The sequence below is a fragment of the Streptomyces griseicoloratus genome (assembly GCF_014534645.1).
Classification (GTDB): Bacteria; Actinomycetota; Actinomycetes; order Streptomycetales; family Streptomycetaceae; genus Streptomyces; species Streptomyces griseicoloratus.
This window is the reverse complement of the sequence record NZ_JACVQF010000223.1, coordinates 178,282-199,996: the sequence shown is the minus strand read 5'-3', so window position 1 is coordinate 199,996 and position 21,715 is coordinate 178,282. Positions and strand designations below refer to the sequence as shown.

Below are 21,715 nucleotides of genomic sequence, written 5' to 3'. Positions count from 1 at the left end.
GCACACACCGGCCGTTGACGCGCGTTGATGTGATGTCAGTCACCCTGCGTCAAGGCAGGGGCCGCAGCTCACCCGTACGTGTCCCCCGGCCCCGTACTCCCCGGCGCACGCAGCGGACCGTAGCGACGGGCCGGACCACCCGGACCACCCGGACCCTGCACCTTGATCACGCGCACCGAGCCGTGACCGAGGTCCTCGTTCAGCCGGGCGACCAGCGTCGGCGCGAGCAGCCGCAGGTTCGTCGCCCACGCCGTCGAGTCGCACCGCACGACCAGCACCCGCTCGTCCTCGTCGTACCGCTCCGGGACACAGTGCTTGGCCACGTCCTCACCGACGATCTGCGGCCACCGCCCCATCACACCACCCACCGCGGCCGGGGTCTCCCAGCCCCGCTCGGTGATCAGCCGGTTGATCGCCGAACCCAGCGCCATGGGATCGCGGCCGTCGGCGCGCGCGCCGGAGCGCAAACCACCACGCCGGGCCTGCCGCTTCTGCTGAGCCGCCTCACCACGCGCGCGTGCCGCCTCCCGCGCCGCCCGCAACGCCACGCGCGCGAGATCGACACCGGACGGCTCGGGAGACCTCCGCGGCGTCGGCTCGTCCGTGCTCATACGCGCTCCACCGTCCCCTCGGCCACGGCGAACCGCGCCCCCGCCAGCACATGCGGTACGTCGTCGTCGACCGCGGCGGTCACCAGGACCTGCTCGCCGGGCGCGACCAGCTCGGCCAGCCGCTCGCGGCGCCGGGCGTCCAGCTCGGCGAAGACGTCGTCGAGGACGAGCACCGGCTCGTTGCCCTCCGCTCTGAGCAGGTCGTACGACGCGAGACGCAGCGCCAGCGCGTACGACCACGACTCGCCGTGGGAGGCGTACCCCTTGGCGGGCATCTGCCCGAGCCTGAGGAGCAGGTCGTCCCGGTGCGGACCGACCAGCGTGACGCCCCGCTCGATCTCCTGCTTGCGGGCCTCGGCGAACGCGGCCATCAGCTGCTCGAAGAGGTCCTCCCGCGTGTGCGCCTCACCGGGCGCCGACGGCTTGTAGTCCAGGGCGACGGGGCCGCCGCCGGGGGCCAGCTGTTCGTACGCCTTGTCGGCCAGCGGCTGGATCGCGGCGATCAGGTCCAGGCGCTGGGCGAGCAGCTCGGCACCCGCGCGCGCGAGGTGCTGGTCCCAGACGTCGAGCGTGGACAGGTCCATCGCGCGGCCGCCGTGCCGGCGGGCGAGCGCGGCCGACTTCAGCAGGGTGTTGCGCTGCTTGAGGACCCTGTCGTAGTCCGAACGCACCCCCGCCATGCGCGGGGAGCGGGCGGTGATCAGCTCGTCGAGGAAGCGGCGACGCTCACCCGGATCGCCCTTGACCAGGGCGAGGTCCTCGGGCGCGAACAGGACGGTCCGTACGATGCCGAGCACGTCACGCGGCCTGACCTGCGAGGACCTGTTGATACGGGCACGGTTGGCGCGGCCCGGGTTCAGCTCCAGCTCGACCAGCTGCTGCCGGTCCCCCTGGCGCACCTGGGCGCGGACGATCGCGCGGTCGGCGCCCATGCGGACCAGGGGGGCGTCGGAGGAGACCCGGTGACTGCCGAGGGTCGCCAGGTAGCCGACCGCCTCGACCAGGTTCGTCTTGCCCTGCCCGTTGGGACCGACGAACGCGGTCACGCCGGGGTCGAGCGGGACCTCGACCCTCGCGTACGAGCGGAAGTCGGCCAGCGACAGATGCGTGACGTGCATGGTCGTTCGCCGACCTCCACCCATGTCCTTCGCGTACTGATTACTTCTTCTCGACCGCGTGGCCGCCGAACTGGTTCCGCAGCGCGGCGATCATCTTCATCTGCGGCGAGTCGTCCTGGCGCGAGGCGAACCGCGCGAACAGCGACGCTGTGATCGCCGGCAGCGGAACCGCGTGGTCGATCGCGGCCTCCACAGTCCAGCGTCCCTCACCGGAGTCCTGTGCATAACCCCGGAGCCCGTCCAGGTGCTGGTCCTCGTCGAGGGCGTTGACCGCCAGGTCGAGCAGCCAGGAGCGGATGACGGTGCCCTCCTGCCAGGAGCGGAAGACCTCGCGGACGTTCTCCACGGAGTCGACCTTCTCCAGCAGCTCCCAGCCCTCGGCGTAGGCCTGCATCATCGCGTACTCGATGCCGTTGTGGACCATCTTCGCGAAGTGGCCCGCACCGACCTTGCCGGCGTGCACCGAACCGAAGTCACCCTCCGGCTTCAGGGCGTCGAAGATCGGCTGCACCTTGGCGACGTTCTCCGCGTCACCGCCGTACATCAGCGCGTAGCCGTTCTCCAGGCCCCACACGCCGCCCGAGACGCCGCAGTCGACGAAGCCGATGCCCTTGGCCGCCAGCTCCTCGGCGTGCTTCTCGTCGTCGGTCCAGCGGGAGTTGCCGCCGTCCACGACGACGTCGCCGGGCTCCAGCAGCTCGGCGAGCCGGTCGATGGTGGCCTGCGTGGGTTCGCCGGCCGGGACCATCACCCAGACCACGCGGGGACCCGTGAGCTTGCCCACAAGCTCTTCCAGGCTGTGGACATCGGCGAGGTCCGGGTTGCGGTCGTATCCGACGACGGTGTGGCCCGCGCGGCGGATCCGCTCGCGCATGTTGCCGCCCATCTTGCCGAGGCCGACGAGACCGAGCTCCATCAGTTGTTTTCCTTAGGTGTGCGAGATGGCGTGGCGGCACCGACGTGCCGCGGCACTTTCGTACCCGCGTACGAGACTAAACCCGGACGCTCGTGCACACCTGTGGGCACTTGCGCTCAAACGTCGCCCTGACCTGCGGCTTCGTCCGCCGGGCCCGGTTGTCCACCGGCCCGGCGGGGCTGTGGACAACCGGTTCCGGACAGTCGCCCGGCGGATCAGCCGCTCAGGCGCACCGGCATGATCAGGTACTTGTAGGCCTCGTCCGCCTCGGCGTCCACCGCGGGCTTGCCGCTCAGCAGCGCCGGCTTCGTGGACGTCGTGAAGGACAGCTGCGCCACCGGGGAGTCGATGGCGCTCAGGCCGTCCAGCAGGAACGTCGGGTTGAAGGCGATCGAGATGTCGTCGCCCTCCAGTTGGGCGTCGACCCTTTCCACAGCCTGTGCGTCATCGCTGGAGCCGGCCTCCAGGATGAGCACGCCCTGCTCGAAGCTGAGCCGCACCGGGGTGTTGCGCTCGGCGACCAGGGCGACGCGCTTGACGGCCTCCACGAAGGGGGCGGTCTCGATCACGGCGACGCTGTTGAACTCCGTCGGGAACAGCGTCTTGTACTTCGGGAGGTCGCCCTCCAGCAGCCGGGTCGTCGTCCGGCGGCCGGCGCCCTCGAAACCGATCAGGCCCTCGCCCGCGCCCGAGCCGGACAGCGCCAGGATCACCTGGTCGCCGCTGGTCAGCGCCTTGGCGGTGTCCAGGAGCGTCTTGGCGGGCACCAGGGCGACCGCCGAGGCGTCCGGGTTCTCCGGCTTCCACAGGAACTCGCGGACCGCGAAGCGGTAGCGGTCGGTGGAGGCCAGCGTCACCGTGTCGCCCTCGATCTCGATGCGCACACCGGTGAGGACGGGCAGCGTGTCGTCGCGGCCGGCGGCGATGGCGACCTGCTGCACGGCGGACGAGAAGACCTCGCCGGGGACCGTGCCCGTCGCGTTCGGCATCTGCGGCAGGGCCGGGTACTCCTCCACAGGCAGGGTGTGGAGGGTGAACCGCGAGGAGCCGCAGACCACCGTCGCCCGTACACCGTCTGTGGAAATCTCCACCGGCCGGTTGGGCAGGGCACGGGAGATGTCGGCGAGGAGGCGGCCGGAAACGAGGACCGTGCCCTCCTCCTCGACCTCGGCCTCCACGGACACCCGCGCCGAGACCTCGTAGTCGAAGCTCGACAGGCTCAGCTGCCCGTCCTCGGCCTTCAGCAGCAGGCCCGCGAGGACCGGCGCCGGCGGACGGGCCGGGAGGCTGCGCGCCGCCCAGGCCACTGCCTCCGCGAGTACGTCGCGTTCCACCCGGATCTTCACCGTAAGCCGCCTCCTGCTGTTGCCGGCGCTTCTCGCCCTGCTTCGCCTTCGTCGTCTGACTCGGTGTCGCCGGTCCCTGTGACGGGAAGGACACCGGGGACCAGTCTGACGCACCGCACTGACAGTAGGTGCCCTTCGGGGTCAAGTCGCGACGAGGGGCGGTCGGGCTCGAGACCGCGAGTTGTGCACAGGACCCGCTTCGAAACGAATTCCGCGCTCTCTCTGGTCGGGAGTAGTAGTAGGGCCTGTGGATACCGTGGATAACCACGTTTGCCCAGCTCAGCGCGGGAATTTTGTCCACGGGGCCTGTGGGTGGAGGCCGTGGACAACCCGGGGTCTCTGTGGAGAACGGAAAGTTCTGCACACCCCGTGCACAGGGAGAGGCGACTTCTCCCCAGAGCCGTCCCCAGGTTTACCCACCTTTCCCACAGCCCAATCCGGCACCTTGTTGTGACGCCTTTCACTCGACGCGGTGAGGGCGGGCTCCTGGTTGCCGAACAGTGGACAGACATGTGGAGAAGCCGGTGATCACTGGGGACAACCGGCCGCCGCCTGTGGGTTGCCCGTGGACAACCCGATGCACAGGTTGTGGACCACTCGGTCATCCACAGCCTGTGGAGATCGTTCGTCCACGAATCCACAAGGGGCTGACCTGGCCTGATGCATCTTCAACAGACCTGGCTGTGGACAGGATCGGGACAACTTCCCGGTCCCCAAGGTGTGGACGGAAGAAAGTCGCCGAATCTGTGGAGAGCGACCGTAACCCGGCAGGTATTCGAACAGCGGGTTGCCCGTGCACGACAGCGACGTGCCCTGCGGGACCACGAGACGGGATGAGGTTCTGGGGCACTGACGAGGTTCTGGGGCACGGGGTGAGGTCCGGAGGCGACGGGGCGGGGCCCGGAGGCGACGGGGCGAGGCCCGCGGGCGCGAAAAGGCGCCCCCAGGACTCCCCGGGGGCGCCTCGGCGAACGCGGCCGGCCTGCTGCCGTCAGCCGTTCTTGATGCGGTTGGTCAGCTCCGTCACCTGGTTGTAGATGGAACGCCGCTCGGCCATCAGGTTGCGGATCTTCCGGTCGGCGTGCATGACCGTCGTGTGGTCGCGGCCGCCGAACAGCGCACCGATCTTCGGCAGCGACAGGTCCGTCAGCTCCCGGCAGAGGTACATGGCGATCTGGCGCGCGGTCACGAGCTGGCGGCCGCGCGAGCTGCCGCACAGGTCCTCGACCGTGAGCCCGAAGTAGTCGGCGGTCGCGCCCATGATGGCCGTCGAGGTGATCTCCGGCGTCGAGTCCTCACCGCCGGGGATCAGGTCCTTCAGGACGATCTCGGTCAGGCCCAGGTCCACCGGCTGCCGGTTGAGCGAGGCGAACGCCGTGACACGGATCAGCGCGCCCTCCAGCTCGCGGATGTTGCGCGAGATGCGGGAGGCGATGAACTCCAGGACCTCCGGCGGTGCGTTCAGCTGCTCCTGCACGGCCTTCTTGCGCAGGATCGCGATGCGCGTCTCCAGCTCCGGCGGCTGGACGTCGGTGATCAGACCCCACTCGAAACGGTTCCGCAGCCGGTCCTCCAGCGTGACCAGCTGCTTGGGCGGCCGGTCGCTGCTGAGGACGATCTGCTTGTTGGCGTTGTGGAGCGTGTTGAAGGTGTGGAAGAACTCCTCCTGCGTCGACTCCTTGTCCGCCAGGAACTGGATGTCGTCGACGAGCAGGATGTCCATCTCGCGGTAGCGCTTGCGGAAGCTGTCGCCCTTGCCGTCGCGGATGGAGTTGATGAACTCGTTGGTGAACTCCTCCGAGCTGACGTACCGCACGCGCGTGCCGGGGTACAGGCTGCGCGCGTAGTGCCCGATCGCGTGCAGCAGGTGCGTCTTGCCGAGCCCCGACTCCCCGTAGATGAACAGGGGGTTGTACGCCTTCGCGGGCGCCTCGGCGACGGCGACCGCGGCCGCGTGCGCGAAGCGGTTGGAGGCGCCGATCACGAAGGTGTCGAACAGGTACTTCGGGTTCAGGCGTGCGGTCGGCTCGCCCGGTCCGGTCGCCGGTGCGGGCTGGGCGGCCAGCGGGCCGGGTGCGCCGGTGGCCGGCAGGCCGGGGCCGACCGGGCCGCCGCGATGGGCCTGGCCCGCGCCGGACGGCGGTTCGGGCAGGTCACGTCGGGTGGCGCGCTGGTCGTAGTCGCCGCGTGGCTGGTCGTAGTCGGCGCGCTGACCGTCGTACGACGGGTGCTCCGGCGACTGCGGGCGGTAGTCCTGCTGGTACGGGTCCTGGGGGTAGGGCTCCTGCTTGTAGGAGTCCTGGGGCGACGAGCCGTACGAGTCCGGCGGAGAGGCGTACGGGTCCCGCTCGGGGAAGCCGAGGCGCTGCTGCTGCCATCCGTAGTCGTCCTGTGCGGGGCGCGGCCAGGAGCCTGGTTCGGGGCGCTGGTACTCCGAGGGGTAGGCGGGGCGGGCCGTGGGGAGCTGGTCGCCGCGGTGGCGCCCGTAACCCTCGTAGTCGTCGCGGCCGCCCGGGCCGGGGGCCGGCAGTTCGGGCTCTTCGTAGCGCGACTGGGGCCGCGAAGGCGGGGCCGGCGGGGCCGGGGGTTCCCCGGCGGAGTCGTCGACGGTGATCGCGATGCGGATCGGCCGGCCGCACTCGCGGCTCAGGGTCTCGCTGACGACCGGGGCGAGGCGGCCTTCCAGTACGCCTTTCGCGAATTCGTTCGGTACGGCAAGCAGGGCGGTGTCCGCGACCAGAGCGAGCGGCTGGCAGCGACGGATCCAGTGCTCGTCCTTGGACTCGACGCCCTGGCCGCGTCCCTCCCCGAGGAGCTGCTCCAGTACGCGTGGCCACACTGCGGCAAGATCGGCAGGTACGTCAGCCACAGGGCACGCTCTCTCATGTGTCCCTCGAAGGTGTGATTCGGGGACGGGTCGGGATGAAAATCGGGGCGGGCAGGGATAAGGGAACGAATCGGAGTCCACCAACGGTAGTCAGCGCGGCCGGTAGGGTTCAAGTCGTTGTCCCCAGCCTGTGGACAAGTCTCGCCCACCGCCCGTTGGTTTGACCGAATGGCGCAGTCCCGCGTACCGTGACCAGGTCGAGTTGTCGATGGCTGCTGCCGCCTGCCTCCGATGGGCACAGATCACGTCAAGGTGATCGGACAGCGGTGCACTCGGGCGTAACGCGAGCTACTCGTGGGCGCACGGTGACAGCCAGGCACCCCGCCAACCCCGATTTCTTTCTGGAGCCCCCGAGTGAGCAAGCGCACCTTCCAGCCGAACAACCGTCGTCGCGCGAAGACCCACGGCTTCCGGCTGCGTATGCGCACCCGTGCCGGCCGCGCGATCCTCGCGTCCCGCCGCAGCAAGGGTCGCGCCCGTCTGTCCGCCTGATTCCGATCAGGTCATGACGTCGTGCTGCCCACCGAGAACCGGCTGAGGCGGCGCGAGGACTTCGCGACCGCGGTACGACGAGGTCGCCGGGCAGGCCGCCCGCATCTCGTCGTCCACTTTCGTAGCGGTGCCACGGACCCGCACGCGCCTGGGGAGAGCGCTTCCCCGACGCGTGCGGGTTTCGTCGTGAGCAAAGCCGTCGGCGGTGCGGTCGTGCGCAACAAGGTGAAGCGCAGGCTTCGCCATCTGATGCGCGACCGGGTCGACCTGTTTCCCCCCGGTAGCCTGGTAGTCGTACGAGCGCTGCCCGGTGCGGGTGACGCCGACCATGCACAGCTGGCCCGAGACCTGGATGCCGCCCTGGAGCGGCTGCTGGGAGGGGGCGCGCGATGAAGTACCCGCTGCTGGCCCTGATCAAGCTGTACCAGTGGACGATCAGTCCGCTGCTGGGGCCGGTCTGCAAGTACTACCCGTCGTGTTCCCACTACGGCTACACGGCCATCGACCGGCACGGTGCCATCAAGGGCACGGTGCTCACCGCCTGGCGCATCCTGCGGTGCAATCCGTGGTCGCCGGGCGGAGTGGACCATGTTCCGCCGCGCAAGCGTCCGCGGTGGCACGAAATGTTGCGTGACGCCTGGCGTGCACGCAGGGGCGGGACCTCCGCCGCCGAACCGGCCACCGGGGGACAGACTTCTCCGACGAGTCCGTCCGGTCCTCCGAGCCCGGCCGCAGAGACCCAGTCCCATGCCCAAGGAGCATGATTAGTGGACACGATTGCCAGCCTCTTCAGCTTCATCACGACACCTGTCTCCTGGGTCATCGTCCAGTTCCACAGCGTGTACGGCGCCATCTTCGGCCCCGACACCGGATGGGCCTGGGGCCTGTCCATCGTGTCCCTGGTGATCCTGATCCGTATCTGCCTGATCCCGCTCTTCGTGAAGCAGATCAAGGCGACGCGCGGCATGCAGACGCTCCAGCCGGAGATGAAGAAGATCCAGGAGCGTTACAAGAACGACCGGCAGCGCCAGTCCGAAGAGATGATGAAGCTGTACAAGGAGACGGGCACCAACCCGCTCTCCTCGTGCCTTCCCATCCTGGCGCAGTCCCCGTTCTTCTTCGCGCTCTACCACGTGCTCAACAGCATCGCGTCGAACGACACCATCGGCGTGATCAACCAGAACCTGCTGGAGAGCGCGCAGAAGGCGCACATCTTCGGGGCCCCGCTGGCCTCGAAGTTCTTCAGCAGCGAGAGCGACGTCGCCGCGCTCAACGCTTCGCTGACCGACGTCCGGGTCGTCACCGCGATCATGATCGTCCTGATGTCGGCCTCGCAGTTCTTCACCCAGCGCCAGCTGATGACGAAGAACGTCGACACCACGGTGAAGACGCCGTTCATGCAGCAGCAGAAGATGCTGATGTACGTCTTCCCCGTCATGTTCGCCGTCTTCGGTGTGAACTTCCCGGTCGGTGTCCTCGTCTACTGGCTGACCACCAACGTGTGGACCATGGGCCAGCAGATGTACGTCATCCACAACAACCCGACCCCGGGTTCGAAGGCCCAGGCTGCCTACCTGGAGCGCCTGCACAAGCGGGTCACCCACCACGGCAAGACCCGTGGCCGCGGTGAGAAGGCGATCGTCAAGGCCATCGTCGCCAAGGGCCGTGACCGCAACGAGTTCGAGCGCAAGTTCATCAACGGCCTGAACAAGGCGGGCCTCGCGGCCCAGGCGGACGGCACCGTGGTGAAGAGCGAGACCGCTGTCGCCGCCCAGACCGAGGACGGTGCGCCCGCCGCCACCGGCGCACCCAAGCGCCAGCAGCCCAAGCGGCAGAGCAAGTCTCAGCGGCAGTCCGCGAAGCCGGCCGGTGCGGCCGAGCCGAAGACGTCGCTCAGCAAGTCCGGAGAGCCGGAGGATGCCAAGCCCGCAGGCGGTGCGAAGAAGCCGGCCCAGAAGCCCGGCACCGGTGCCCGCAGCAAGGCCCAGTCCGGACAGCGCAAGGGCCCGCAGCGGCCCAAGTCCCCGTCGAAGAAGTAAGAAGGAGTCCATCCCGTGACGGAAGGCACCACCTCCGCCGCTGCCGAGGGCGCAGACACCCTGACCCGCCTGGAGCAGGAGGGTGAGATCGCGGCGGACTACCTGGAGGGTCTGCTCGACATCGCCGATCTCGACGGCGACATCGACATGGACGTCGAGGCCGACCGTGCCTCTGTCTCGATCATCAGCGACACGGGCAGCCGCGATCTGCAGAAGCTGGTCGGCCGTGACGGCGAGGTGCTGGAGGCCCTGCAGGAGCTCACGCGGCTGGCCGTGCACCGGGAGACCGGGGACCGCAGCCGGCTGATGCTCGACATCGCGGGCTACCGCGCCAGGAAGCGTGCCGAGCTCTCCGAGCTGGGCGCCAAGGCCGCGGCCGAGGTCAAGAGCAGCGGGGAGTCCGTGCGGCTGAAGCCGATGACCCCCTTCGAGCGCAAGGTCGTGCACGACGCGGTCAAGGCCGCGGGACTGCGCAGCGAGTCCGAGGGCGAGGAGCCGCAGCGCTTCGTCGTCGTGCTTCCTGCCTGATCGGTCTCCACGTTCCCCGGCCCCGTCTGTTGCGCAGACGGGGCCGAATTTTGTCAGCCTGATAGTTCTGGTGGTTCTGGCATCGGCGCCCAGGGCACCGATGCGGTACGGAAGGACGGTCCCCCGTGACGGAGGCAGCGGAGCTTCCCCCCGCGCCCGAGCAGGCACGCGAGGTTTTCGGCGATCGCTATGCGGATGCGGTCCGCTACGCGGAGTTGCTCGCCGAGGCGGGAGTGCAGCGCGGTCTGATCGGCCCGCGTGAGGTGCCCCGCCTGTGGGAGCGGCACCTGCTGAACTGTGCGGTGCTCGCGGAGGTCGTGCCCGAGGGGGTCACGGTGTGCGACGTCGGCTCGGGTGCCGGTCTGCCCGGGATCCCGCTGGCGCTCGTCCGGGACGACCTGAAGATCACGCTCTTGGAGCCGCTGCTGCGGCGCACGAACTTCCTGACCGAGGTCGTCGAGCTGCTGGGGCTGGATCATGTGACGGTGGTACGCGGCCGGGCCGAGGAGGTCATGGGCAAGCTCACTCCGGTGCATGTGGTCACGGCCCGTGCAGTGGCCCCGCTGGACCGTCTGGCCACCTGGGGGATTCCGCTGCTGCGCCCGTACGGCGAGATGCTCGCGCTCAAGGGCGACACGGCCGAGGAAGAGCTCAAGAGCGCGGCCGCGGCCCTGAGCAAGCTGGGTGCGGTCGAGACGTCGATCCTGCACGTCGGTGAGGGGATCGTGGAGCCCATGTCGACCGTGGTGCGGGTCGAGGTCGGGGAGAGCCCCGGTGGTGTGCGCTTCGCCGCCAAGCGGGCCAAGGCGGCCCGCACGGGGCGGACGCGCCGGCGTCGCTGAGGAGGAGACGTACTCCACGACAAGGAGACGTACTCCACACAAGCCTGCAAACCTGCGCATGCCGGAGTGTCGCGACAGTTCGGGCTGGGTCGCTCGGCATCGTGTTTCACGTGAAACGTCGCTCACTGTTGCACGGCATCATCAGTCGCGGCCGCGCTGCGGCCGAACCTCGCGACCGGCAGCCTCTTGGGTCGCTCGGCGAGGATCCCGCCGCTCGGGACACTCCGCCCCCCGTGAGGGGTGCGGAGTTGTCCACAGAGGTGGATTTCTCCACAGAACGTCAGGCCTCACTGGTTCATGACCCCGAAGGCATGGGAGGCTCTGTTCATTGCGAGCCTGAAGTCGAGGAGAGTGAATCCTTGCGGTCCGACGCCAACATCGCGGGACCGATGACCGATCCGGTCCCCGGTCCCCGTACCGAGTCGATGGGGGCCGATGTTTCACGTGAAACACCGCCTCCGATGGACGACACTCCGATCGGTCGTGCGGCCCAATTGGCGGTGGACGCCCTCGGCCGCGCCGGCGAGGGCCTGCCACGGCCCGAGCAGACCCGAATCATCGTGGTCGCCAACCAGAAGGGCGGCGTGGGCAAGACGACGACGACCGTCAATCTTGCCGCGTCGCTGGCCCTGCACGGCAGTCGCGTCCTGGTGGTCGACCTCGATCCTCAGGGCAACGCGTCCACCGCCCTGGGTATTGATCATCACGCCGAAGTGCCGTCCATCTATGACGTGTTGGTCGAGAGCCGGCCGCTGTCTGATGTCGTCCAGCCGGTCCTCGATGTCGAGGGCCTTTTCTGCGCCCCTGCCACGATCGATCTCGCCGGTGCGGAGATCGAACTGGTCTCCCTGGTTGCGCGGGAAAGCCGACTGCAGCGAGCCATCCAGGCGTACGAGCAGCCGCTGGACTACATCCTCATCGACTGCCCGCCGTCCCTGGGCCTGCTGACCGTCAACGCACTCGTCGCCGGCCAAGAAGTGCTCATTCCGATCCAGTGCGAGTACTACGCGCTGGAAGGCCTGGGGCAGCTGCTGCGCAACGTCGACCTGGTGCGTGGACACCTCAACCCCACTCTTCACGTGTCGACGATCCTGCTCACGATGTACGACGGCCGTACGCGGCTCGCGTCCCAGGTCGCGGACGAGGTGCGCAGCCACTTCGGCGACGAGGTGCTGCGGACGAGCATTCCCCGTTCCGTCCGGATCTCCGAGGCCCCGAGCTATGGACAGACGGTGCTGACCTACGATCCAGGATCGAGCGGAGCCCTCTCCTATCTGGAGGCGGCACGAGAGATCGCGCTGAAGGGCGTCGGCGTCAGTTATGACGCCACTCATGCCCACCTCGGCGCCCAGAACGACCCGAGCATGGTGGAGGGGATCCAGTGAGTGAGCGACGGAGGGGGTTGGGTCGTGGTCTCGGCGCACTGATCCCGGCCGCCCCGACGGAGAAGACGGTGGCCTCGGCCGCTCTGGGGAATGCGGGTGCCGCTTCCCCTGCGGCCGTGCCCCTGCCGTCGGGCGACCGGGGAGTAGCCGCGGCGAAGGTGGCCACGCTGGGCTCTGTTTCACGTGAAACAGAGGCAGCGAACGCATCAGGCGTCGAGGGAAGTCCCGCGGCTCCCATGGGGGCGTACTTTGCGGAGATCCCCCTCGGCGACATCACGCCGAATCCACGACAGCCGCGTGAGATCTTCGACGACGACGCCCTCGCCGAGCTCATCACCTCCATCAAGGAGGTCGGTCTCCTGCAGCCGGTCGTCGTGCGGCAGACGGGCCCGTCCCGTTATGAGCTCATCATGGGTGAGCGCCGCTGGCGGGCCTGCCAAGAGGCGGGCCTGGAGGCCATCCCGGCGATCGTGCGGGCCACAGAGGACGAGAAGCTTCTTCTGGACGCCCTCCTCGAGAACCTGCACCGCGCGCAGCTCAACCCGCTGGAAGAGGCCGCCGCCTACGACCAGCTGCTGAAGGACTTCAACTGCACGCACGATCAGCTGGCGGACCGTATCGGGCGTTCTCGGCCCCAGGTCTCCAACACCCTGCGCCTGCTGAAGCTCTCCTCGGCGGTCAAGAAGCGCGTCGCCGCCGGGGTGCTCTCCGCGGGCCACGCCCGGGTGCTGCTTTCGGTGGAGGACTCGGAGGAGCAGGACCGGCTGGCCCATCGGATCGTGGCCGAGGGGCTGTCGGTGCGGGCGGTCGAGGAGATCGTCACGCTGATGGGTTCTCGACCGCAGAAGGCGGCGCGTGCCAAGGGCCCGCGGGCCGGCGCCCGGGTCTCCCCGGCTCTGTCCGAGCTGGCCACGCGGCTCTCGGACCGCTTCGAGACCCGGGTGAAGGTCGACCTGGGCCAGAAGAAGGGCAAGATCACCGTTGAGTTCGCCTCCATGGAGGACCTCGAACGGATCCTCGGCACTCTCGCTCCCGGCGAGGGCCCCGTGATGCAGAAGAGCCTGCTGGAAGGGGACTCCGAGGAGGAGTCCGACTCCTGAGGCGCGGGAGGCGGAGCGCGTGACGGCGCTCCACGGTCCGGCAGGGCGGGTCGTGTCCGGCGTGTACTGGAACACGGTCCGCCCTTTGCTTTCCGTCGGTATCGAGTCGATCGCATCATCGATACGATGCGATCGGGATGGCGCTATCACCTGGCAGTACCTCTGAGAGGGAGGCAGGGGCCATGCGAACCAGGAGCCGCACCGGGCTGGTGAGCGCAGGTCTGGGGCTGGGCGCGATCGGTGGTTTCATCGGCAGCCTGCTCAGGGAACGGAGTGCTCTGACCGCCGCCCGTGATGCGGCGGGAGAAGGAAGCGAGGAACAGCCTCCATGGGGCGTCGGCTCGTACCGCTCACGCTGGACAATCTTCAGGACCTTCCCCAGCGCTGTCGCTCGTGTGTCTTCTGGGAGCTGGATCCCGTCAGCGGTGAAGCGGCGGTAAGAGCGGGCACGGCCGCCCTGGAGAAGGAATCCTGGATCTCCGCGGTGCTGCTGGACTGGGGCTCCTGCGGGCGGGTGGTCTACGTCGACGACGTTCCGGTGGGGTTCGTGCTGTACGCCCCTCCCGCCTACGTCCCGCGCTCGACGGCGTTCCCCACCAGTCCTGTCTCACCTGATGCGGTGCAGTTGATGACCGCGTTCCTGATGCCGGGCTACCAGGGGCAGGGTCTGGGCCGGGTGATGGTCCAGACGGTCGCCAAGGACCTGTTGCGGAGGGGCTTCAAGGCGGTCGAGGCATTCGGGGACGCCCGCTGGAAGGAACCCGCCTGTGTCCTGCCGGCGGATCATCTGCTGGCGGTGGGCTTCAAGACGGTCAGGCCCCATCCCAGCTATCCACGGCTGAGGCTGGAGCTGCGGTCCACGCTCTCCTGGAAGGAAGACGTGGAGATGGCGCTCGACCGACTGCTCGGAGCCGTACAGAAGGAACCGGCGCTGAGGCCGTTGTGAAGGGGGCCTGCTGAGAGCGGGTGCCTGTGGGGTGCCGTCATGCGAATGGGCCAGCCCGTCCGGGCCGGCCCATTCGTGTTTCACGTGAAACGTCAGTCGGCGATGAAGTCCTCGAGGTCGCGAACGATCGCGGCCTTCGGCTTGGCACCGACGATGGTCTTGGCGACCTCGCCGCCCTGGTAGACGTTCAGGGTCGGAATCGACATGACGCCGTACTTGGCGGCCGTACCCGGGTTCTCGTCGATGTTCAGCTTGACGACCTCGATCTTGTCGCCGTACTCGGCGGCGATGGCCTCGAGGGACGGCGCGATCTGGCGGCAAGGACCGCACCAGGCGGCCCAGAAGTCCACCAGGACGGGCTTGTCGCTCTTGAGGACGTCCTGCTCGAAGGAGTCGTCGGTCACTTGCTTCAGGGTGCCGGCCACGGCGGGCTCCTTAACTGTTTGGTGCGTGGGGCGGATGGGGGTCAGACAGTGGTCTTCTCGGGCTCGGCCTTGTCCTCGTCGCTCAGCGCGGCGAGGTAGCGCTCCGCGTCGAGAGCGGCGGAGCAGCCGGTACCGGCCGCGGTGATCGCCTGGCGGTAGGTGTGGTCGACCACGTCACCGGCGGCGAAGACACCGGTCAGGTTGGTGCGGGTCGAGGGCGCGTCGACCTTCAGGTAGCCCTCCGAGTCCAGGTCGAGCTGGCCCTTGAAGAGCTCGGTGCGCGGATCGTGGCCGATGGCGATGAACAGGCCGGTCACCGCGAGGTCCGAGAGCTCGCCCGTCTTGACGTTGCGCAGCTTCAGGCCCGAGAGCTTCTGGTCGCCCTGCACCTCGGCGACCTCGCTGTCCCAGATGAACGTGATCTTCGGGTCCGCGAAGGCACGCTCCTGCATCGCCTTGGAGGCGCGCAGGGTGTCGCGGCGGTGGACGATGGTCACGGACTTCGCGAAGCGCGAGAGGAACGTCGCCTCCTCCATGGCGGTGTCACCGCCGCCGATCACGGCGATGTCCTGGTCCTTGAAGAAGAAGCCGTCGCAGGTCGCGCACCAGGAGACACCACGACCGGAGAGAGCGTCCTCGTTCGGCAGGCCGAGCTTGCGGTGCTGGGAGCCGGTGGCGACGATGACGGCCTTCGCCCGGTGGACGGTGCCCGCGGTGTCCGTGACGGTCTTGATCTCACCGTCCAGGTCGACGGCGACGACATCGTCCGGGACGAGCTCGGCACCGAAGCGCTCGGCCTGAGCGCGCATGTTGTCCATGAGCTCGGGGCCCATGATGCCGTCCTGGAAGCCCGGGAAGTTCTCCACCTCGGTGGTGTTCATCAGCGCACCACCCGCGGTGACGGCGCCCTCGAACACCAGCGGCTTCAGCGACGCGCGCGCGGTGTAGAGCGCCGCCGTATAGCCGGCGGGCCCGGAGCCGATGATGATCACGTTTCGGACGTCGCTCACGGCTTCATTCCTCGTCTCTGGACTGCGTCTTCAGGACCGGTGGGAGCTTTCTCGGAGCTCTCACCCCACCCAACGGATCCTAAGGGGCGCGCATTCCCGCGGAGACCAGGCGGCGGTGTCGCCCGCGGTCACGACCGGGAGTAGGTGTCCTTCAGGAGGACCTCGGCCGCCGTGGGTGAAGCCTGAGACACACAGCTCGCCTCGACGATGTAGGCGGTGACCCTGCTGTCGTCGGAAGGGTCGGGCAGCACGACGAGCAGCGCCTCCTTGCCCTTGTAGACGCCCTCCTCGGTGGCGAGCGCCGCATCGTTGCGGCCGATGCCCTTCTGGACGCACTCGGGCACCGTGGGCTGCTTGAAGACGTGGTTCTCTGCGCCGGTCTCGGATTCCACACCGAAGCTCTGCGGGGTGCGGGGCGTCCCCTGCTGGTCGGAGAGGAGAGTGGTGACCTGCTCCTGCAGCTTGCCCTTGGAGAAGGTGTCCGCAAGTGCCGTCTGCCGGCCGTGAGCGGTGTCGTCGGGCGTGTTGCCGTCGGTGACGGACGCCACGATCACAGAGCCGAGCCCCAGGGCGGCGGCAGCGACCACAGCCCCGAGGGCGGCGATCCTGCGGCGTCCGCCCCGCCTGCGCTCCTTGCGGCCCGGGCCGGTGGTGGAGGGGCGAGCGCGCCCGGCAGGACGGTCTGCCGGTGCCGATGTTTCACGTGAAACATGTGCGCTGTCGTCCCCGTCGGAAGGGGCAGCCGAAGCGTCGGCGGCACCGGGGGCAGTGGTGTGGAGCAGCGCCTCGGCCGCGAGGGCGGCGTCGATACGGCCGACCACGTCGTCCGGCATCCGTGCCGGCCCCGGCGCTGTGCCCAGCAGTCCGCGGATCTCCTCCAGAGACGTGTAGACATCCGCGCAGAGTTCGCAGGAGTCCAGGTGGAGCCGTAGGTCCGTGGTCCGCGAGGGCGGCAGCAGGCCCTCGGCGAGGTCGGAGATCTCCGTGACGTCCGGGTGCCCGGTCAGGTCTGTCGTCGACGACGTCACGCTCGTCCACCTCCGCCCTTCACTGCGGCTGAATCGCTCGGCCCTGCGTCCGGCGGACCCGCCTGGTGCGGTCCCGCTGCGGGTGGGACGGATGTCTCTTGCATCCGGTTCCGCTTCCCGTCCCGGTTCTTGCTGTCGCCGCTGCCGTCCGGACGCAGATGGTTGAGCAGCGGCAGGAGTCTGGCTCTGCCGCGGGCGCACCGGCTCTTGATCGTGCCGGTCGGCACGTCGAGGATGCGGGCGGCCTCGGCGACGGGGTAGCCCTGCATGTCCACCAGGACGAGGGCCGCCCGCTGGTCGGGCGGCAGGGTGTCCAGGGCCTCCAGCAGCTGGCGGTGCAGATCATTGCGCTCGGCGGGCGCGGACGCCGACTCGTGCGGTTCGAGGAGCTGCTCCAGACGTTCTGTGTCGTCGACCGGAGACGTCTTCCGGGAGTCCGCCTTGCGGGCACGGTCCAGGCAGGCGTTCACCGTGATCCGGTGCAGCCAGGTCGTGACGGCCGACTGACCGCGGAAGGTGTGGGCGGCCCGGTAGGCGGAGACGAGAGCGTCCTGGACCGCGTCAGCGGCTTCCTCGCGGTCCCCCAGTGTCCGCAGGGCCACGGCCCAGAGCCGGTCCCGGTGGCGGCGCACCAGTTCGGCGAAGGCGTCCGGGTCGCCTTCCACGTGGCGGGCCAGGAGGTCCTGATCGCTGGTGCCGCCGTACGCGGTGTCATCGGCCATCGGACCCCCCTCCCCTGTGTTCGGCGGGCTGTCAGCCCTTGAACGTCACGTCGGTGATCGCCTGCTTGTATCCGGCATTGCTGTACCCGTCACCCGGTGCGTACGGCAGGGCTGTGAACCAGACCAGAACGTACTGGGTCTTCGCGGGCTTGCTGACCTTCACCGTGGCGGAGCTGCCGGTCGTGGTCGTGGTTCCGAGCTTCTGCATCGAGTCGACGGGGCCGGCGGGGCTGAGCGAGTCCGCCGCGTACAGCGTGGCCGTGGTGTGGTCCCCGCTGAACCGGAGCCCTATCGACGCGGACGAGACCGTCTGGGCCGATCCGAGGTCGTAGACGATGCCGACACCGGGCTTGAAGGAGGGCTTCATCTCCGGGCCGTCGACGAAGCTCTTGGTACGCCAGTACGTCGAAGCGTCTCCGTCGTAGGTCTTGGCCACGTCCCCCGGGGCCTGGGCGTCGCCCTTGGCGACGTACTCCTGGGCGCCCTGGACGGCGATCGGCTTGGCCGGCCTGACCTGCTTGTCGTTCTTGTCGTTGCCGTCGGTCGTCTGTGTCTGGTTCTGGTCGTCGGCCTTGCCGCCGCGTTCCATGAGGGCGTCCGCCAGTTGCCAACTGCCCAGGCCGAGCGCGGCGATCAGCAGGGCGGAGACGCCCCACTTCAGTGCCTTGCCCGTGCGGCTCTGCAGCGGGGGCGGCGGGGCCGGTACCGGCTGGGTGGCGCCGGGGCGCGGTGCCGGGCGGCCGTACGTGCCCTGCTGGTACGTCGTGCGCTGGTACTCCGGCGGGGCGGTGAAGGCCGGCTCCGGCGGGCGGATGCGGGGCATCTCGCCGATCGCCTTCACCAGCTCCTCCGGCGTGGTGCACGGAGACTCGTGGCGGGAGGCGGTGGCGCCGTCGTTGGCGAGAGCGCGCATGGCGAGCTCGGACAGACCGCGGTGGACACCGGCGCGCACCTGGTCGGGCGGGATCAGACCGATGTCCTTGGGCAGGCCGGACAGGCCGTAGGCGTCGCTCTCGTACGGCCAGCGCTGGGTGAGCGCCGCGTACAGCAGCGCGCCGATGGCCTCGGTGTCGGTGCGCTGCGGAGTGTCCGAACTGATGCCGCGCAGCGCGGCGTTCACGGCGAGTCCCCGGATGCGCCACTGGCCGGTCGACGTGCGCAGCACGGCGTTGGGATTCAGGCGCAGATGGGCGAGTCCCTCGCGGTGGGCGGCCGCCATGGCGAACGCGACCTGACTGACCATCTGGTAGGCCTCGTACACCTCCAGCGGGCCGGAGGCGAGGAGCGCTGTCAGCTCGGTGGCGTCGGGGAGCCACTCGTGGACGACGTAGACGAGGTCGTTGTCCTCCACGGCGTCCAGCACCTGCACGAAGCGGGGGTCGCCGAGGAGGGCGGAGGAGCGGGCCGCGGCCAGCACCGAGCGGGCCCGCGCGTGGTCCGCGGGGAGGACATGGACGCCGACGGCCCGGCGGAGCTTCTCGTCGACGGCCCGCCAACTGCTGAATCCGTCCAGACGGGTGACGCACTCCTCGAGGCGGTAGCGTCTGGCGAGCTTGTGCCCGCTGTGCAGTTCGGGGGGCGAGGCCTTGCCGGATTCCTCGCTCTTGGCGCTTCCCTGTCCCTCGTCGCTGTCCGTGTCCCGCTCCCGGTTGTTGGCCACCCCGTCGGCCGTGGACTGGTCCGCCTGTGCGGTCAGCGACTCCTCGCCGCTGTTGTCTGCCACGTCGACGGCAGCTGTGCTCCGTTCCGCCACCGTCGTTCCTGCCTCCCCATTCGATGCGCGCCGGCCGACACCCGTTGCGCGCCGTCCGACGCCGAAACCAATTGTGCCCACAGTCCGCCGCTATGCACGACACACAGAGGCGGACGATGGTTGTGCGCCTACCCCCGGTATCAACGTCCCAGGCGTCCGCGGACCATGCCGACGAGCGAGTTGACCTCCTCGATGCGCATGCGGCGGGCGGCGACGTAGAAGACGCCGAGCAGGATCAGGCCGCCGGCCAGCAGCGCGGCGAACGAGCCCAGCACGCCCTGGCCGAGTGTCTTGGTGACCCCGTAGCAGGCTGCCCCGCTGAGCAGTGCGGCCGGTACCGATGCGATGCACAGGCGGGCGTACGTGCGCATGACGCGGGCGCCGTCCAGGTCCCCGCCGAGCCGCTTGCGCAGCCGGCGCCAGGCGACGGCGACGCCGATCACGTAGGCCAGTCCGTAGGAGGCCGCCATGCCGACCACGGCCCAGCGCGCCGGGATCAGGAAGAAGCACAGGGCCGAGGCACCGGCGTTGACGAGGGCCACGATGACCGTGTTGTAGAAGGGCGTCCGGGTGTCTTCGTAGGCGTAGAACGCGCGCAGGACGACGTACTGCACGGAGTACGGGATGAGGCCGAGGCCGAAGGCCATCAGCATGTAGCCCATGTTGGTGGCCGGGCCGGTGCCCGAGGAGCCGAAGATCAGCGTGCACATCGGGACGCCGAGCGCGACGAAGCCGAAGGAGACCGGCACGATCGCGACGGCCGTCGTGCGCAGACCCTGGGAGATGTCGTCGCGGACCGCGCCGACGTCGTTCTCGGCCGCCGACCGCGAGATGCGGGGCAGCAGGGCGGCCATCAGCGACACGGTGATGATGGCCTGCGGCAGGCCCCAGATCAGCTGGGCGTTCGCGTAGGCGCTGTACCCCGTGCCCGAGATGCTGGTGTCCGCGACGGACGCGGTGGCCAGCTGGGTGACGACGAGGGCGCCGGCCTGGTTCGCGAGGACGAAGAGGATCGTCCACTTGGCGAGCATCGCCGCCTTGCCGAGGCCGTGACCCTTCCAGTCGAACCGCAGCCGCAGCCTGAACCCGGTCTCCCGGAGATAGGGGATCATCGCCAGCGCCTGGACGACGAGGCCGAGGAGGACGCCGACGCCGAGCAGCCGCTCGCCCTCCGGCGGGATGCTGTCGACGGTCATGCCGGAGTTTGCGGCGGTGCCGTACACCCAGATGAACGCGCCGAGGGCGACGATGATGACGATGTTGTTCAGGACCGGGGTCCACATCATCGCGCCGAAGCGGCCGCGGGCGTTGAGGATCTGCCCCATCACCACGTGGATGCCCATGAAGAAGATGGATGGCAGGAAGTACCGGGTGAAGGTGACGGCGGCGTCGTTGGCCGCCGGGTTCGAGGCCACCGGGTTGGACAGCGCGCGGACCAGCAGCGGCGCCGCGAGCATGGCGAGTGCGGTCAGGACGCCGAGGGCGACCATCACCAGCGTGAGCAGCCGGTTGGCGAAGGCCTCGCCGCCGTCGTCGTCCTCCTTCATGGCGCGGACGAGCTGGGGGACGAACACCGAGTTGAGGCCGCCGCCGACGGTCAGGATGTAGATCATCGTCGGCAGCTGGTAAGCGATCTGGAAGGACTCGCCCAGCAGGGCGAGTCCCAGCGCCGAGACGATCATCGCCGATCGGATGAACCCGGTCAGGCGGGAGACCATCGTGCCCGCCGCCATCAGGGCACTGGACTTCAGCAGACCCCCCGCCCGTCCGCCCTTCTTGGGGGCGGTGGCCGCCGGCGCGGGCTCCGGCTCCTGGAGCGGAGCCTCGGCCGCCTCCGGAGTCGGGGCGGTCGCGTACTGGCCCGGTGCGGGCGCCGCGTGCTGTCCCGGTGCCGGAGCGCCGTAGTGGCCATGGGCCTGGGCGTCACCGTAGTGGCCGGGCGCCTGGGCGCCTCCGTACTGACCCGGCGTGTACGGCCCGCCGTACTGGTCCGGTCCGGGAGCTGCGCCGTACTGGCCGGGCGCCGGCGCTCCGCCGTACTGCCCCGGTGCCGCGGAGGGGCCGGGTACCGACAGGGAGTCGTCGTACGCCGGGTGGCCACCGCCTTGCTGCTGGTCCCGGAAGAGGTGCGCGAAGGCGTCCGGCTCGTGACGCTGCTCGCCGGCCTGGGTGACCAGGTCGTCCACCCCGACGAACTGGGTCGTCCGCGGGTCGTCGCCGTACGGCAGGTACTGCGTCGGCCCCTCCGGCTCGGGCGCCGGAGGCTGCGCCCAGACCCGCGGGTCGGGGGCGTGCGGCGACTGGGGCGGCTGCGCGTAGAGGGGCTGTTGCGGCGGGTAGGTGCCCGGAGGCGGCGGAGGGTGCGCGGCGCGGTCGTAGAGCGCCTCGGAGACCGGGTCCTGAGCGGAGAGGTCGTGCGCCCGGTAGGGGTCTTGGTCGTAGGCGTCCTGGAGGTACATGTCCGCGGGCGGCTGCTGCGGCGTCTGGCCGTGCTCGGGCGGCTGGCCCTCGGGGTGCCCCGAGCCGCCCGCGGCCTGGCCGCGGTCACCGTCGTACGGCGCGTTCAT

20 protein-coding genes are annotated in these 21,715 nt (G+C 69.4%); 9 read left to right on the top strand and 11 right to left on the bottom strand.

Features of this window, described 5'->3' with window-relative positions; all coding sequences use genetic code 11:
- Positions 1 to 68: 68 nt before the first annotated feature.
- The 5 genes from H0H10_RS31310 to dnaA all read right to left on the bottom strand — a co-directional run bounded on the left by H0H10_RS31310 (position 69) and on the right by dnaA (position 6,860).
- Positions 69 to 611 carry a DciA family protein gene (locus tag H0H10_RS31310; RefSeq protein ID WP_188184515.1) on the bottom strand — a complete coding sequence of 181 codons (543 nt, stop codon included), beginning with the start codon at positions 609 to 611 and terminating at the stop codon, positions 69 to 71.
- On the bottom strand, positions 608 to 1,729 hold the full coding sequence (gene recF / locus H0H10_RS31305; protein ID WP_188184514.1) for a DNA replication/repair protein RecF: 1,122 nt from the start codon (positions 1,727 to 1,729) through the stop codon (positions 608 to 610). The genes H0H10_RS31310 and recF overlap by 4 nt, the downstream gene beginning before the upstream one ends.
- A 40-nt stretch (positions 1,730 to 1,769) precedes the next feature.
- On the bottom strand, positions 1,770 to 2,645 hold the full coding sequence (gene gnd / locus H0H10_RS31300; protein ID WP_188184513.1) for a phosphogluconate dehydrogenase (NAD(+)-dependent, decarboxylating): 876 nt from the start codon (positions 2,643 to 2,645) through the stop codon (positions 1,770 to 1,772).
- Positions 2,646 to 2,860: 215 nt separating this feature from the next.
- Positions 2,861 to 3,991, bottom strand: coding sequence for a DNA polymerase III subunit beta (dnaN, locus tag H0H10_RS31295; protein ID WP_188184512.1), 1,131 nt, complete (start codon positions 3,989 to 3,991; stop codon positions 2,861 to 2,863).
- A 991-nt stretch (positions 3,992 to 4,982) separates the two neighbouring features.
- On the bottom strand, positions 4,983 to 6,860 hold the full coding sequence (dnaA, locus tag H0H10_RS31290) for a chromosomal replication initiator protein DnaA (protein WP_188184511.1): 1,878 nt from the start codon (positions 6,858 to 6,860) through the stop codon (positions 4,983 to 4,985).
- 372 nt (positions 6,861 to 7,232) lie between these two features.
- On the opposite strand from dnaA, the gene rpmH reads away from it, so the two are divergent.
- From rpmH to H0H10_RS31245, 9 genes are all read left to right on the top strand, one after another.
- Entirely contained in the window at positions 7,233 to 7,370 is a 138-nt protein-coding gene (gene rpmH / locus H0H10_RS31285) for a 50S ribosomal protein L34 (RefSeq protein WP_003956500.1), read from the top strand.
- A gap of 21 nt (positions 7,371 to 7,391) precedes the next feature.
- On the top strand, positions 7,392 to 7,763 hold the full coding sequence (gene rnpA / locus H0H10_RS31280) for a ribonuclease P protein component (RefSeq protein ID WP_188184510.1): 372 nt from the start codon (positions 7,392 to 7,394) through the stop codon (positions 7,761 to 7,763).
- On the top strand, positions 7,760 to 8,134 hold the full coding sequence (yidD, locus tag H0H10_RS31275; RefSeq protein ID WP_188184509.1) for a membrane protein insertion efficiency factor YidD: 375 nt from the start codon (positions 7,760 to 7,762) through the stop codon (positions 8,132 to 8,134). The genes rnpA and yidD overlap by 4 nt, the downstream gene beginning before the upstream one ends.
- Before the next feature lie 3 nt (positions 8,135 to 8,137).
- The gene (gene yidC, locus H0H10_RS31270) at positions 8,138 to 9,409 is read left to right on the top strand and encodes a membrane protein insertase YidC (protein ID WP_188184508.1); all 1,272 of its coding nucleotides are present in this window, start codon (positions 8,138 to 8,140) and stop codon (positions 9,407 to 9,409) included.
- A gap of 15 nt (positions 9,410 to 9,424) precedes the next feature.
- The gene (locus H0H10_RS31265; RefSeq protein ID WP_188184507.1) at positions 9,425 to 9,937 is read left to right on the top strand and encodes a Jag family protein; all 513 of its coding nucleotides are present in this window, start codon (positions 9,425 to 9,427) and stop codon (positions 9,935 to 9,937) included.
- A 125-nt stretch (positions 9,938 to 10,062) separates the two neighbouring features.
- The gene (gene rsmG, locus H0H10_RS31260) at positions 10,063 to 10,779 is read left to right on the top strand and encodes a 16S rRNA (guanine(527)-N(7))-methyltransferase RsmG (RefSeq protein ID WP_188184506.1); all 717 of its coding nucleotides are present in this window, start codon (positions 10,063 to 10,065) and stop codon (positions 10,777 to 10,779) included.
- A gap of 311 nt (positions 10,780 to 11,090) precedes the next feature.
- The gene (locus H0H10_RS31255) at positions 11,091 to 12,164 is read left to right on the top strand and encodes a ParA family protein (RefSeq protein ID WP_188184617.1); all 1,074 of its coding nucleotides are present in this window, start codon (positions 11,091 to 11,093) and stop codon (positions 12,162 to 12,164) included.
- Positions 12,161 to 13,264, top strand: coding sequence for a ParB/RepB/Spo0J family partition protein (locus H0H10_RS31250; RefSeq protein ID WP_188184505.1), 1,104 nt, complete (start codon positions 12,161 to 12,163; stop codon positions 13,262 to 13,264). Before H0H10_RS31255 ends, H0H10_RS31250 begins: the two co-directional genes overlap by 4 nt.
- 328 nt (positions 13,265 to 13,592) lie before the next feature.
- On the top strand, positions 13,593 to 14,210 hold the full coding sequence (locus H0H10_RS31245) for a GNAT family N-acetyltransferase (protein WP_188184504.1): 618 nt from the start codon (positions 13,593 to 13,595) through the stop codon (positions 14,208 to 14,210).
- 92 nt (positions 14,211 to 14,302) lie between these two features.
- Here the strand turns inward: H0H10_RS31245 and trxA are convergent, their stop codons facing one another.
- The 6 genes from trxA to murJ form a co-directional block, all read right to left on the bottom strand.
- Entirely contained in the window at positions 14,303 to 14,635 is a 333-nt protein-coding gene (gene trxA, locus H0H10_RS31240; protein WP_077798175.1) for a thioredoxin, read from the bottom strand.
- A gap of 41 nt (positions 14,636 to 14,676) precedes the next feature.
- Positions 14,677 to 15,645: a thioredoxin-disulfide reductase gene (trxB, locus tag H0H10_RS31235; RefSeq protein ID WP_188184503.1), complete on the bottom strand. Its 969-nt coding sequence runs from the start codon at positions 15,643 to 15,645 to the stop codon at positions 14,677 to 14,679.
- A gap of 128 nt (positions 15,646 to 15,773) precedes the next feature.
- Positions 15,774 to 16,673, bottom strand: coding sequence for an RsmA family anti-sigma factor (locus H0H10_RS31230; RefSeq protein ID WP_188184502.1), 900 nt, complete (start codon positions 16,671 to 16,673; stop codon positions 15,774 to 15,776).
- Positions 16,670 to 17,395 carry an RNA polymerase sigma factor SigM gene (sigM, locus tag H0H10_RS31225; RefSeq protein WP_188184501.1) on the bottom strand — a complete coding sequence of 242 codons (726 nt, stop codon included), beginning with the start codon at positions 17,393 to 17,395 and terminating at the stop codon, positions 16,670 to 16,672. Before sigM ends, H0H10_RS31230 begins: the two co-directional genes overlap by 4 nt.
- Before the next feature lie 31 nt (positions 17,396 to 17,426).
- Positions 17,427 to 19,148 carry a protein kinase family protein gene (locus tag H0H10_RS31220; RefSeq protein ID WP_188184500.1) on the bottom strand — a complete coding sequence of 574 codons (1,722 nt, stop codon included), beginning with the start codon at positions 19,146 to 19,148 and terminating at the stop codon, positions 17,427 to 17,429.
- A gap of 140 nt (positions 19,149 to 19,288) precedes the next feature.
- Entirely contained in the window at positions 19,289 to 21,715 is a 2,427-nt protein-coding gene (gene murJ, locus H0H10_RS31215) for a murein biosynthesis integral membrane protein MurJ (RefSeq protein ID WP_188184499.1), read from the bottom strand.

Excerpts from the sequence above, each read along its gene's own strand:
- H0H10_RS31310 (WP_188184515.1), bottom strand. The coding sequence starts at position 611 with ATGAGCACGGACGAGCCGACGCCGCGGAGGTCTCCCGAGCCGTCCGGT.
- recF (WP_188184514.1), bottom strand. The coding sequence starts at position 1,729 with ATGCACGTCACGCATCTGTCGCTGGCCGACTTCCGCTCGTACGCGAGG.
- gnd (WP_188184513.1), bottom strand. The coding sequence starts at position 2,645 with ATGGAGCTCGGTCTCGTCGGCCTCGGCAAGATGGGCGGCAACATGCGC.
- yidD (WP_188184509.1), top strand. The coding sequence starts at position 7,760 with ATGAAGTACCCGCTGCTGGCCCTGATCAAGCTGTACCAGTGGACGATC.
- H0H10_RS31255 (WP_188184617.1), top strand. The coding sequence starts at position 11,091 with ATGGGAGGCTCTGTTCATTGCGAGCCTGAAGTCGAGGAGAGTGAATCC.
- H0H10_RS31245 (WP_188184504.1), top strand. The coding sequence starts at position 13,593 with ATGGGGCGTCGGCTCGTACCGCTCACGCTGGACAATCTTCAGGACCTT.
- sigM (WP_188184501.1), bottom strand. The coding sequence starts at position 17,395 with ATGGCCGATGACACCGCGTACGGCGGCACCAGCGATCAGGACCTCCTG.
- murJ (WP_188184499.1), bottom strand. The coding sequence starts at position 21,715 with ATGAACGCGCCGTACGACGGTGACCGCGGCCAGGCCGCGGGCGGCTCG.